This window comes from Mesorhizobium sp. M9A.F.Ca.ET.002.03.1.2, from assembly GCF_003952365.1.
GTDB lineage: Bacteria > Pseudomonadota > Alphaproteobacteria > Rhizobiales > Rhizobiaceae > Mesorhizobium.
In genome coordinates this window covers 4,630,179-4,643,064 of record NZ_CP034443.1, presented here as the reverse complement: position 1 = coordinate 4,643,064, position 12,886 = coordinate 4,630,179, and the positions used below count along the sequence as shown (strand labels likewise).

The 12,886-nt window shown below is 63.9% G+C and carries 9 protein-coding genes; 2 read left to right on the top strand and 7 right to left on the bottom strand.

Features of this window, described 5'->3' with window-relative positions; translation table 11 throughout:
* Nucleotides 1-15 precede the first annotated feature (15 nt).
* Both mfd and EJ066_RS22370 read right to left on the bottom strand, forming a co-directional pair.
* Nucleotides 16-3,513, bottom strand: coding sequence for a transcription-repair coupling factor (gene mfd / locus EJ066_RS22375; RefSeq protein ID WP_126041749.1), 3,498 nt, complete (start codon nt 3,511-3,513; stop codon nt 16-18).
* Nucleotides 3,514-3,526: 13 nt separating this feature from the next.
* On the bottom strand, nt 3,527-3,814 hold the full coding sequence (locus EJ066_RS22370; protein WP_126044008.1) for a succinate dehydrogenase assembly factor 2: 288 nt from the start codon (nt 3,812-3,814) through the stop codon (nt 3,527-3,529).
* 310 nt (nt 3,815-4,124) lie between these two features.
* On the opposite strand from EJ066_RS22370, the gene recG reads away from it, so the two are divergent.
* Nucleotides 4,125-6,233, top strand: coding sequence for an ATP-dependent DNA helicase RecG (gene recG, locus EJ066_RS22360; protein ID WP_126041746.1), 2,109 nt, complete (start codon nt 4,125-4,127; stop codon nt 6,231-6,233).
* Here recG and EJ066_RS22355 read toward each other — a convergent pair.
* The 3 genes from EJ066_RS22355 to glmS all read right to left on the bottom strand — a co-directional run bounded on the left by EJ066_RS22355 (nt 6,185) and on the right by glmS (nt 9,568).
* A complete protein-coding gene (locus EJ066_RS22355; RefSeq protein WP_126041744.1) occupies nt 6,185-6,943 on the bottom strand; it encodes a DUF502 domain-containing protein in 759 nt (252 codons plus the stop codon). The two genes, recG and EJ066_RS22355, sit on opposite strands and share 49 nt — an antisense overlap.
* Before the next feature lie 80 nt (nt 6,944-7,023).
* A complete protein-coding gene (locus EJ066_RS22350; protein WP_126041741.1) occupies nt 7,024-7,323 on the bottom strand; it encodes a HigA family addiction module antitoxin in 300 nt (99 codons plus the stop codon).
* Nucleotides 7,324-7,744: 421 nt separating this feature from the next.
* Nucleotides 7,745-9,568 carry a glutamine--fructose-6-phosphate transaminase (isomerizing) gene (gene glmS / locus EJ066_RS22340; protein ID WP_126041737.1) on the bottom strand — a complete coding sequence of 608 codons (1,824 nt, stop codon included), beginning with the start codon at nt 9,566-9,568 and terminating at the stop codon, nt 7,745-7,747.
* A 227-nt stretch (nt 9,569-9,795) separates the two neighbouring features.
* Here glmS and EJ066_RS22335 point away from each other — a divergent pair, with 227 nt between their 5' ends.
* Nucleotides 9,796-10,170: an ADP-ribosylation/crystallin J1 gene (locus EJ066_RS22335; RefSeq protein WP_126041734.1), complete on the top strand. Its 375-nt coding sequence runs from the start codon at nt 9,796-9,798 to the stop codon at nt 10,168-10,170.
* 10 nt (nt 10,171-10,180) lie between these two features.
* Here the strand turns inward: EJ066_RS22335 and glmU are convergent, their stop codons facing one another.
* Complete coding sequence (gene glmU / locus EJ066_RS22330; RefSeq protein ID WP_126041732.1) at nt 10,181-11,545, bottom strand: bifunctional UDP-N-acetylglucosamine diphosphorylase/glucosamine-1-phosphate N-acetyltransferase GlmU; 1,365 nt, start codon at nt 11,543-11,545, stop codon at nt 10,181-10,183.
* A 496-nt stretch (nt 11,546-12,041) separates the two neighbouring features.
* Nucleotides 12,042-12,788 carry a cytochrome c biogenesis CcdA family protein gene (locus EJ066_RS22325; RefSeq protein ID WP_126041731.1) on the bottom strand — a complete coding sequence of 249 codons (747 nt, stop codon included), beginning with the start codon at nt 12,786-12,788 and terminating at the stop codon, nt 12,042-12,044.
* Nucleotides 12,789-12,886: the final 98 nt, after the last annotated feature.

Here is a 12,886-nt window from a genome sequence, read left to right as displayed (position 1 = left end):
CAGGCCGAGGCCGCGCTAAGCCGCCTTCTCCGCCAGCCTTGCCAGCTGCGTCATGACGACCGCGGAACCCGCCAGCCGCTTTTCGGCGTTCGGCCAGTCGCGGATGAAGACGACGCTGTGATCGGGCCGGATCTTGGCCAGCGAGCCCTGTTCGCCGATGAACGTGACCAGCCCGACAGGATTGGAAAACTCGCGTTTGCGGAAATGGATGACGACGCCCTTTGGCCCGGCATCGAGTTTTTCGACATTGGCCTTGCGGCAGAGCGCCTTGATGAAGACGATCTTCAACAGATGCTTCACTTCCTCCGGCAGCGGTCCGAACCGGTCGATCAGTTCGGCGCCGAAGGCATCGATCTCCTCGGTGTTTTCGAGGTCGCCAAGGCGCCGGTAGAGCGCCAGCCGCAGCTGCAAATCCGGAACATAGCTTTCCGGGATCATCACCGCTGTGCCGACGGCGATCTGCGGCGACCAGCCGCCGTCCTGCACCTCGCCGGAATCCTTCACCTCGGCCACCGCTTCCTCCAGCATCTGCTGGTAGAGTTCGAAGCCGACCTCCTTGATGTGGCCGGACTGCTCTTCGCCGAGAAGATTGCCGGCGCCGCGGATGTCGAGATCGTGGCTGGCAAGCTGGAAGCCCGCGCCCAGCGTGTCGAGCGACTGCAGCACCTTCAGCCGGCGCTCGGCGGTGTCGGTCAGCTTGCGGTTGGCCGGCAGCGTGAACAGCGCATAGGCGCGCACCTTCGAGCGGCCGACGCGGCCGCGCAGCTGGTAGAGCTGCGACAGGCCGAACATGTCGGCGCGATGCACGATCAGCGTGTTGGCGGTCGGGATATCGAGGCCGGATTCGACGATGGTGGTCGACAGCAGCACATCGTACTGGCCGTCGTAGAAGGCATTCATAATGTTGTCGAGCTCGCTGGGCGGCATCTGGCCGTGGGCAACCGCCACTTTCAGCTCAGGCACCGATTCATGAAGGAAATCACGGATTTCCGAGAGATCGCTGATGCGTGGCACGACGTAGAAGGAATGTCCGCCACGGTAACGCTCGCGCAGCAGGGTCTCGCGGATGACCAGCGGGTCGAACGGCGAGATGAAGGTGCGCACCGCCATGCGGTCGACCGGCGGCGTGGCGATCAGCGACAGTTCGCGCACGCCGGTCAAAGCCAGCTGCAGCGTGCGCGGGATCGGCGTCGCCGACAGCGTCAGCACATGGACATCGGTCTTCAGATCCTTCAGCCGCTCCTTGTGCTTGACGCCAAAGTGCTGCTCCTCGTCGATGATCAGGAGGCCGAGATTCTTGAACGAGATCGAGGCGCCGAGCAGCGCATGGGTGCCGACGACGATATCGACCGTGCCTTCGGCGATGCCTTTCTTGGTCTCGGCCAATTCCTTGGCGCCGACCAGCCGCGAGGCCTGGGCGACGCGGATCGGCAGACCGGAAAAGCGCTGCGAAAAGGTCTTGAAATGCTGCCGCGACAACAGCGTCGTCGGCACCACGACCGCGACCTGGAATCCTTCCATCGCCGCGATGAAGGCGGCGCGAAGCGCCACTTCCGTCTTGCCGAAGCCGACATCGCCGCAGATCAGGCGGTCCATCGGCTTGCCGGCGCCGAGATCGTCCGTGACCGAATCGATCGCTGTCTGCTGGTCGTCGGTTTCCTCATAGGGAAAGCGCGCGGCGAACTCGCCATAGAGGCCGTCCGCCGGCACCAGCGCGGGGGCGGCGCGCATCTGACGCTCGGCGGCGATGCGGATCAACTGCCCGGCCATGTCGAGCAGCCGCCGCTTCAACCGCGCCTTGCGCGATTGCCAGGCGCCGCCGCCAAGCTTGTCCAGTGTCGCTTCCGCCGAATCCGAACCATAGCGCGACAGCAGCTCGATGTTCTCCACCGGCAGGAACAGCCGGTCGTCGCCGGCATAATGGATTTCGAGGCAGTCATGCGGCGCACCGACCGCCTCGATGGTGCGCAGCCCGATGAAGCGGCCAATGCCATGGTCTGTGTGGACGACGATGTCGCCGGAGGACAATGCCGAGGCCTCGGCGATGAAGTCGGAAGCGCGCTTCTTGCGCTTTGAGCGACGGATCAGCCGGTCGCCCAGAATGTCCTGCTCGGCGACGACCACCAGTTTTTCGGTCTCGAAGCCGGATTCGAGCGGCAGCACGGCGAGCGCCGCCTCCCCCGGCTCCAGCCTTTCCGCCTCGGCCAGCGTTGCAACGGGTTTGAGATTGCCAAGATGATGCTCGGCCAGGATCTGGCCGAGCCGGTCGAGCGAGCCTTCGGTCCAGCCGGCGATGACGACGCGGCGGCGGGCGGCGCGCTCATCGGCGATGTGTTTTACGACGACGTCGAAGACGTTGGTGTTGGGGGCGGCGCGCTCCTCGACGAAGCTGCGGCCATGCCGCGAGCCGGCATGGTAGACCTTTTTGGCTCCGACGTCCGGCGCGTCGAAGGCGGTGAAGTCGATCGCTTCGCGTGGACCCAGCGAAGCGACAAGATTTTCGGGCGACAGATAGAGCAGGTCCGGCGCCACCGGCTTGTACGGCACGGCGTCCTTCAGCGCGCCGTCGGCCTGTTTCCTGCGCGCCTCGTAATGATCGAGGATCAGCGTATGGCGCTCCGCCAGCGCCTCATGGGCCAGATGGTCGAACACGACAGGTGTATCAGGCAGATAATCGAACACCGTCTCCAGCCGCTCGTAGAAGAACGGCAGCCAGTGCTCCATGCCGGCAAAGCGCCGCCCCTCACTGACCGCCGCATAGAGCCCGTCGTCGCGCGAGGGCGCGCCAAACGCCTCGATATAGGCGCGGCGGAAGCGGCTGATGGTCTCCGGCGTCAGCGCCACCTCGCTCATCGCCTGCAGCGCCATCGATTTGCGCTGGCCGGTGGTGCGCTGCGTGGCGGCGTCGAAAACGCGGATCGATTCCAGCGTGTCGCCGAAGAAATCGAGCCGGAGCGCTTCCGTCCAGCCCGGTGCGAACAGATCCAGAATGCCGCCGCGCACCGCGAACTCGCCAACGCCGCGCACGGTCGGCACGCGTTCGAAACCTGATATCTCCAGCCGCGACACCAGCGCATTCATGTCGATCTGGTTGCCGGGTTTGGCGTGAAATGTCTGCGCCTCGACGAGGCTTGCCGGCGGAATGCGCTGCAGCAGCGCATTGGCAGTGGTGAGGATAACGGCGCGGTGCGGATTCTTCGCCAGCGCGATCATCGCGGTGAGCGCGTCGAGCCGCCTTGCGGCGGCATCCGAGCCGGGCGAAACGCGGTCGTAAGGCAGACAATCCCAGGCCGGCAGTTCGAGCACCGGCAGGCCAGGTGCGGCGAATGAAAGCGCCTCGACGATCGAAGGCAGGCGCTGGCCGTCGCGCGCCACGAACAGCACCGGCTTGTCGGGCGCGATCTCGTGCGCGGCCTGCACCAGCGCGAAGGCTTCGTAACCGTCGGCGACGCCGTCGACGATGAACTGGCCGGCGCGGCCTTTCGGCAGGCCGATGGTGGGAATGAGGCTCATGGATTAACGTTCTTCAGAATGTCATCGCCTGGCGCGACGCCAGGATCTTTTGCAGGACGGCACAGTCGATATCAGCCGGAACCGGGCGTTCGCCGGTGAGCACGGCCAGGAATTCGGTATCGGGAATGTCGAGGAGCCTCTCATATTGGTCGAGTTCGTCGCCGGTCAAGGCGCCGATCTCCGCATCGGCGAAACTGCCGAGAATGAGGTCCATTTCGCGCATGCCGCGATGCCAGGACCGGAACAGAAGCTTGCGGCGGCGGGCGTCGAGCCCCTCGCTTGATCGTCTCGTTCCCGTCATCATGCCGCTTCCTTGCCTGAAGCGGCGCATATAGCGTGGATAGAGAGCGGTGTCAGCCTTGCAACGGCTCCGTTGGGGTCTAACATCCCGGTGTGACGAACGCTCCTGACGACATCAGCCCAGGCACCCCCCTCTGTCCTGCCGGACATCTCCCCCTCAAGGGGGGAGATTTGCTGTCGCAATTGGTTTCGCCAATCTCCACCGCTGCAAGATGGGCGTCGAGGCCAAAGCTGCCAATCTCCCCCCTTGAGGGGGAGATGGCCGGCAGGCCAGAGGGGGGCGAGCGCCAGCGTCGCATGGTCTTTTGCGAATGAGACCTTCCCTGCTCGATCCTCTCTTCGTCCCGATCACCTCGCTTGCCGGCGTCGGGCCGAAGGTCGGAACGCTGATCGAAAAGGTCGTGCCGGCCGATCTCGGCGATCGCGCGGCGCGCGCCGGCGATCTCCTGTTCGTGCTGCCCAACTCGGCGATCGACCGCCGCAACCGGCCGGGTATCGCCGGTTCGGCCGAAGGCGCGATCGTCACCCTCGATGTGCGCATCGACCGCCACCAGCCGCCGCCGCGCGGCAATAGATCGGTGCCCTACCGGGTCTACGCCCATGACGACACCGGCGAGATCGCGCTGACCTTCTTCCATGCCCATGCCGCCTATCTCGAAAAGGCGATGCCCGAGGGCGAGCATGTCGTGGTCTCGGGCCGCATGGAATGGTTCAACGGCCGGCCATCCATGGTCCATCCCGACCATATCGCGCTGGCCAGCGAAGCGGAAAACCTGCCGCTGGTAGAGCCGGTCTATCCGCTGACCGCCGGGCTCTCGGGAAAGGTGCTGCGCCGGGCGGTCGGCCAGGCGCTCGCTCGCTTGCCGGTGCTGCCGGAATGGCAGGACGACGCGTTTATGCGCCGCCGGACCTTTCCGGTTTTCGGCGACGCGCTGGCCCGCATCCACAATCCCGCCGACCCGATCGACGTGTCCGTCGACAGCGCGGCGTGGCGGCGGCTTGCCTATGACGAGTTTCTGGCGGGCCAGGTCTCGCTGGCGCTGGTGCGGGCAAAGGTTCGCCGCCTGTCCGGCCGGCCGCTGGTCGGCGACGGCCGCATCGTCGAAAAGCTGCGCTCAGCTCTTCCCTATTCGCTGACCACCTCGCAGGAAATGGCGCTTGCCGAAATCAACGCCGATCTCGGCGATCCCGAACGCATGCTGCGCCTGCTGCAGGGTGATGTCGGTTCCGGCAAGACGGTGGTGGCGTTGCTCGCCATGGCCCGCGCCGTCGAAGCCGGCGGCCAGGCGGCGTTGATGGCGCCGACCGAAATCCTGGCGCGCCAGCATCTTGCGACGATTGCGCCACTGGCGGAACAGGCCGGCCTGCGCGTCGCCATCCTCACCGGCCGCGAAAAAGGGCGCGAGCGCACCGACACGCTGGCCGGTCTGGCCACTGGCGGGATCGACATCGTCGTCGGCACCCACGCCCTGTTCCAGGAAACGGTGACGTTCCATGATCTCGTCTTCGCCGTCATCGACGAACAGCATCGCTTCGGCGTCCATCAGCGGCTGGCCATCACCGCCAAGGGCGACGCGCCCGACATGCTGGTGATGACGGCGACACCGATCCCGCGCACGCTGGTGCTGACCGCTTTCGGCGACATGGACGTGTCGAAGCTGACCGAAAAACCGGCCGGTCGGCAGCCGATCCGCACCGTCACCTTGCCGCTCGAACGGCTCGACGAATTGGTCGGCCGCATGCTCGATGCCGTCGCCGACGGCCAGAAGATCTACTGGATCTGCCCGCTGGTCGAGGAATCCGAAGAGATCAAGCTGATGTCGGCAGAGGACCGGTTTGCTTCGCTGAAGCCGCTGTTCGGCGACCAGGTCGGCCTGGTGCACGGCCGCATGAAGGGCGCCGACAAGGACGAAGCGATGCGCGCCTTCAAGGCGGGCGAGACACGCATCCTGATCGCCACCACGGTCATCGAGGTCGGCGTCGATGTTCCGGACGCCACCATCATGGTCATCGAGCACGCCGAGCGCTTCGGCCTCGCCCAGTTGCACCAGTTGCGCGGCCGGGTCGGGCGCGGTGAAAAACCGTCCTCCTGCGTGCTGCTCTACAAGGATCCGCTCGGCGAGACGGCAACGCGCCGGCTGTCGGTGATGCGCGAGACCGAGGACGGGTTCCGCATCGCCGAGGAGGATCTGAAGCTGCGTGGCGAAGGCGAGCTGCTGGGCACCCGCCAGTCCGGCACGCCGGGCTTCCAGGTGGCGCGCATCGAGGCGCATGCCGACCTGCTCGAAGCCGCCCGCGACGACGCGCGGCTGATCCTGTCGCGCGATCCGGAACTGCAATCCGAACGCGGCGCCGCCCTTCGCATGCTGCTCTACTTGTTCGGCCGCGACGAGGCGGTGCGGCTCTTGCGCGCCGGCTGAGGGCCGGCACCCACCGATGGATTGCCGATCTGACCGCCGATCGGCTTGCCGTTCAACGTCACCATCTGCGTCTTGACCTCCGGCGCCACCAGCCCGGCCGAGACGATCAGCTTGGCGCCGTCCTCGATCGTCATGTCGAGCGGCACGACATCGGATTTCGGCACATACATCAGGAAGCCGGTGGTCGGGTTGGGCGTGCACGGCATGAACACCGCGATCAGCGGATTGCCTTCCTGATCGAGCTTCTGGTTGATCTCGGTTTCCTTCTCGCTGGCGACGAAAACCAGCGACCAGACGCCCTTGCGCGGATATTCGACCAGCCCGACCTGGCGGAACATGTCGCCCTTGTTCGACAGTACGGTTTCGAAGATCTGCTTCAGCGAGCCGTATATGCCGCGCACCAGCGGCATGCGGCCGAGCAGGCGCTCGCCGAACAGGACGATGGCGCGGCCGACGATATTGGCGGTCAGGAAACCGATCAGGGTAATCAGGATCAAGGCAACGATCAGGCCAAAACCCGGGACCGGCGCCGGCAGATAGCTATCGGGGTTGTAGCGCGCCGGAATATAGGGTTTCACCCAGGAATCGACCCAGCCGATGAATGACCAGGCGATGTAAGCGGTGATCGCCAGCGGCGCGCAGACGACGAAGCCTGTCAGGAAATAATTCCGCAGCCGGGTCATGCCTGAGGTCTTGGCAGCATCGGACATGGTTCACCGCAGCACTGGTTGCGGCGCAACATTAGTGAACCGCCATCCGCTTTGGAACTGCGAAATTTTTAAATGATCAACTATGCCGCGACTTCGAGCGGCTCGATCTTCTCGAGTTCAGAAGCGAGTTTCCTTGCCTCGGTCTCAAGCTCATAGGTCTGCTGAAAATTCATCCAGAACTCGGGCGTGGTGTTGAAGAACCTGGCGAGGCGAAGCGCGGAATCGGGAGTCAGGCCGATCTCTTCCTTGGCAATACGTTCGATACGAGTGCGCGGAAGATTGAGTTTCTTCGCCAGCGCACCAGCACTCATGCCAAGCGGGAGGAGATATTCCTCGCGCAGGAATTCTCCGGGGTGAATTGGACGTGCGAACTTGAGCATAGTTCAAGGTCCTCAAAGGGTTAGGGCAAGCGCCGCCAGTAGCGCTGCACAAGGAATATGACGCGTTGAAGGCTTGTTGGCAGCCAAGATCTCATCGTTCGTTTCGACGGACAATCATAAACATCCGGGATTGGCCGAAGCCTCCCCAACTTCGTCATCCCTGGGCGAAGCAGGAGCGAAGCTCCGTCGCGGAGACCCTGGGATCCATGCCATAACCTTAGCCGAAGAGTGCAGCAGAGCAGAATTTGCACCGCAGCAGAGCTCTGAAGTCGCGGCATGGATCCTGGGGTCTGCGCTGCGTCGCTGCGCTCCTTGCTCCGCCCCAGGATGACGAAGCGATGGGCGTTTCCGCTAATAGCCAAGGCTGCACGCAAGGAGGACGTATCCGGGAATGATACAATGCGTCCAGCCGCGGCGACCGCTACTCCACCGTCACCGATTTCGCCAGGTTGCGCGGCTGGTCGACGTCGGTGCCCATGAACACGGCGGTGAAATAGGCCAGCATCTGGATCGGCAGCGCGTAGATGATCGGCGAGATGATTTCCGGCACGTCCGGCAGCACGATGGTCTCCATCGTCTCCACGCTTGAATGCGCGGCACCCTTGCTGTCGGTAATCAGGATGATCTTGCCGCCGCGCGCCGCCACTTCCTGCATGTTGGAGACGGTCTTCTCGAAGATGCGGTCATGCGGGGCAATGACGATCACCGGCATGTTCTCGTCGATCAGCGCGATCGGCCCGTGCTTCAGCTCGCCGGCGGCATAGCCCTCGGCATGAATATAGGAGATTTCCTTGAGCTTCAGCGCCCCTTCCATGGCCAGCGGGAAATTGGTGTCGCGGCCGAGATAGAGCACGTTCTTGTAGTGCGAGAGGTCGCGGGCGACCTTTTCGATCTGCTCGTCGAGCTTCAGCACCTGATTGGCATAGCGCGGCGCTTCCGACAGTTGGCGCACCAGCGTCGTTTCTTGCTCGCGCGAGATCGTTCCGCGTGCCACGCCCGCCCGCACGGCAAGCGAGGCCAGCACCGACAATTGACAGGTGAAAGCCTTGGTCGAGGCGACGCCGATCTCCGGCCCGGCCAGCGTCGGCAGGACGACGTCGGATTCGCGCGCCATCGTCGATTCACGCACGTTGACCACCGCGCCGATCTTCATTCCGGCCTTGCGGCAATAGCGCAGCGAGGCCAGCGTATCGGCGGTCTCGCCCGATTGCGAGATGAAGAAGGCGGCGTCGGTCTTCGACAGCGGCATTTCACGGTAGCGGAATTCCGAGGCGACATCGATGTCGACCGGCAGCCGCGCATAGCGCTCGAACCAGTATTTGCTGATCAAGCCTGCCAGATAGGCGGTGCCGCAGGCCGAAATCGCCAGCCGGTCGATCTTGGCGAAATCGAACGGCAGGTCGAGCGGCTTCGAGACGCCGCCGACAAAATCCACATAATGCGCCAGCGTGTGTGAGATCACTTCGGGCTGTTCATGGATTTCCTTCTCCATGAAATGGCGCCGGTTGCCCTTGTCGACCATGAAGCTGGTGCTGAGCGACTGCTGGCGCTTGCGGTCGACCTTGTTGCCGTCCATGTCGAAGATGGCGACCTCGTTGCGGCGCACCACCGCCCAGTCGCCGTCCTCCAGATAGGTGATCGAATTGGTGAAGGGGGCAAGCGCGATGGCGTCGGAGCCCAGGAACATCTCGCCGTCGCCATGGCCGACGGCCAGCGGCGGGCCGTTGCGCGCGCCGACGATGAGATCCTCGTCTCCCCTAAACATGATGGCCAGCGCAAAGGCGCCTTCCAGCCGCTTCAGCGCCTGGTGCGCGGCCTCGACCGGCTTCAAACCCTTGGCCAGTTCGCGCGCCACCAGATGCGCGACGACCTCGGTGTCGGTCTGCGACGAAAATGCGTAGCCGTCGCGCATCAGTTCGTCGCGCAACTCGGCGAAATTCTCGATGATGCCGTTATGGACGACGGCGACGCCGTCGGAAAAATGCGGATGCGCATTGGTCTCGTTGGGCACGCCATGCGTCGCCCAGCGCGTGTGGCCGATGCCGACCATGCCGTCGAGCGGTTCGTCCTTCAGCCGGCGCTCGAGATTGACCAGCTTGCCCTCGGCGCGGCGGCGCGCAAGCTTGCCATGCTCGATCGTGGCGACGCCGGCCGAATCATAACCGCGATATTCGAGCCTTTTCAGCGCATCGACGATGAGTGGCGCGACCGGCGAGTGACCGACAATTCCAACAATGCCGCACATAGACGTTTGCCCCCGATTCCGGCATGAAACCCAGCGCCATTTAGGGACGGCCGGGCTGCCGCGAAAATCACATTGCGTTTCGTTCCGTATCAGCCGGAACGGTCTTGCACAGATGCACCATGACAGGGCGCTCTTGCAATCCGGTTATCGCGATCGCTCGGTTTCTCCGTGAACGCATGCTACCCCGTTTCAACGGTTCTGAAATCCGTCAAAGGCATGATGCGATCATGACTGAACAAATCGACACGGTGACGCTTTGGCGTCCTGTTGGCCCACAGGAGCTTAAACTGATCGAGAAATCGGGCATGCGCGCGTTTCCGCCGCGCCTTCCCGAGCAACCTATTTTTTACCCCGTTCTATCCGAAGCCTATGCCGTGCAGATCGCGCGTGACTGGAACGTACCGGCTAGCGGCTCGGGATTCGTCACCCGGTTTGAGGTTCTGAAGGGTTTTCTCGACCGTTACCGGGTCGAACATGCTGGCAGCAAGGCTCATCTCGAATACTGGATTCCAGCTGAAGATCTTCCTGAATTCAACAAGGCAATTGTCGGCAGGATCGAAGTAACCGCTGCTTTCAGCAAGGATGCAACTGCAACCGACTAACGACCATTGATCATTTAGTGGCCTTCTTCGCCGCCGCGGCCGAGGCAAAACGCTCGCGCAATTCCTTGCCCTTGCCGGGCAGCGTCCTCTGGCGGGCGCGGCCGAAGGCCAGCGCGTCGTCGGGCACGCTTTCGGTGATCACACTGCCCGAAGCGATATAGCCGCCCTTGCCGATCGTAACAGGCGCCACCAGCGAGGAATTCGATCCGACGAAGGCGCCCTCGCCGATATCGGTGAAGAACTTCGAGTAGCCGTCATAGTTGCAGGTGATGGTGCCAGCGCCGATATTGGCGCCGGCGCCGACGCGGGCATCGCCGATATAGGTCAGGTGGTTGACCTTGGCGCCCTCCTCGATGACAGACTGCTTGACCTCGCAGAAATTGCCGACCTTGGCCTTTTGCTTGAGGTTGGCGCCCGGCCGCAGCCGCGCGAACGGACCGACATCGCAATCGGAAGCGATCGTCGCGCCTTCGATATGGCTGAAGGCATGGATCTTGGCGCCCGTCGCGATCTTCACGCCGGGCCCGAACCAGACATTGGGTTCGACGATCGTATCCGCGCCGATCTCCGTATCGTGCGAAAAGAACACGGTTTCCGGTGCGATCAATGTGACGCCGGAGAGCATGGCCTCGCGCCGCCGGCGCGTCTGCCAGATGCCTTCGGCCGCGGCGAGTTCGGCGCGGTTGTTGATGCCGAGCACATTCTCGAAGCCGGCTTCCGTGGCGACGACATCGAGGCCCTGCCCGCCGGCGATCTCGACGATGTCGGTGAGGTAATATTCACCCTTGGCGTTGCTGTTGCCGACTTGATCGAGCAGCTTCAGCGCATGCTTGCCGGCAACCGCCATCAGCCCGCCATTGCAGAAGGTGATTTTCTTCTCCTCGTCGGTGCAGTCCTTTTCCTCGCGGATGGCGACGAGCTTGCCGCCCTTTTCGATCAGGCGGCCATAGCCGGAGGGATTTGACGTGCGGAAGCCGACCACGACCACCGCAGCGCCTTCGGCCCGCTTCAGGCGCGCGGCAACCAGCACCTCCGGATCGATCAGCGGCGTGTCGCCGAACATCACGAGGATGTCGTCGTAACCCTTTGATATCGCATCACGAGCCGCCAGCACGGCATGCGCCGTGCCGAGCCGCTTGTCCTGGACGAAGATCTCCGCCTTCGGGGCGAACTTCTGCGTGGCCTTGCGCATCTCGTCCGCCCCATGGCCGATCACCAGCGCCTGATCGCCCGCCCCGGCCGCTTCTGCCGCCCTCACGACATGGGCGACCATCGGCAGGCCGGCGATTTTATGCAGCACTTTGGGCAACGCGCTCTTCATGCGCGTCCCTTCACCGGCGGCGAGGATGACGGACAGGCAGGTTCTCTGGCTCATGGAATGGCAACCATATGAAAAGGGTTGGGAATCAAGGCATGTCTAGCATTGGCGCCATGCTGCACCAATGCGGTTAAATTCCGGTGAGACGGTGGAGCAACTGACTTTTGATCAGTAGGTCGTGGGATGGCCTTGCATGAGATCGCGGCGGGAAAGCGCGAAAGGCTGACGGCGGCCGATCTGCCGCGCATGTGCCTCGACGATCTCGCGGCCCTGTGGGGGACATCGCGACGCGGCGGCGGTAATGGCCGCGTAAGGGCGCGGATACACGTTTGCGTTGCTAGACGGCACGCCTTCCTTTGGCGAAGCTCCGAATCGCGAGGCCACTGGCAACGCGGGGTCGGCGGGTTCAGGCAATGTCCATCGAAAGATGGACCGCCGACTTCCCCTCTCGGGTGCGCCGGCACATTGGCGACGCGCAGCATGGTCCTTCGCTCGATCGGGCGAACGCTGGACGGCCAAACCATCTGTCGGCATGGGCTCGTATCAGGTCAGCCTAACCCAACTGCCCCAGCACCGGAAAGTTCTCCAGCAGCCAATAGGATGCGGCCTGCACGCCGCCCGTCAGGAAAAAGACGCCGGCGACGACCAGCAGCGCGCCCATCGCCTTTTCGACGCGGCCGAGATGGACGCGGAATTTCGAGAGAAAGCGCATGAAGGCGCCGGAAAACAGCGCCGCGATCAGGAACGGGATGCCGAGGCCGAGCGAATAGGCGGCGAGCAGAGCCGCGCCCTCGCCCACCGTCTCACGGCCGCCGGCCAGCGTCAGGATCGGTCCCAGCACCGGTCCGATGCAGGGCGTCCAGCCGAAGGCGAAGGCCAGTCCCATGACATAGGCGGCGACGATGCTGGCCGGCTTGCCCTGCGACTGGAAGCGCGCCTCGCGCGACAGCAAGGGGATACGCAGTATGCCGAGGAAATTCAGGCCCATCAGGATGATGAGCACGCCGGCGGCCATCGCCAGCGGCTCCTGCCAGACGCGCAGCAGCCGTCCGATAGTCGAGGCGCCGGCGCCCAGAGCCACGAAGACGGTCGAGAAGCCGAGAACGAAGGCGATCGAGGCATAAAGCAGCGCGCTGCGCGCCTCGGCCCGGGCCATGACGCCGGCATTGCCGCGAAAATCCTCGACCGACACGCCGGCCATGTAGCAGAGATAGGGCGGCACCAGCGGCAGCACGCAAGGCGACAGGAACGAGATCGCCCCCGCCCCGACCGCGCTGACATAGCCTATATCCACTGCCATTCCCGAACTCCAACCGTATCGGCGCCGATATAGCGGCGCACGGGCTTGTCCGCCAATCACCATTGCGTGGCAAGTTGCCGCCCCGCATCGAGGAAGAA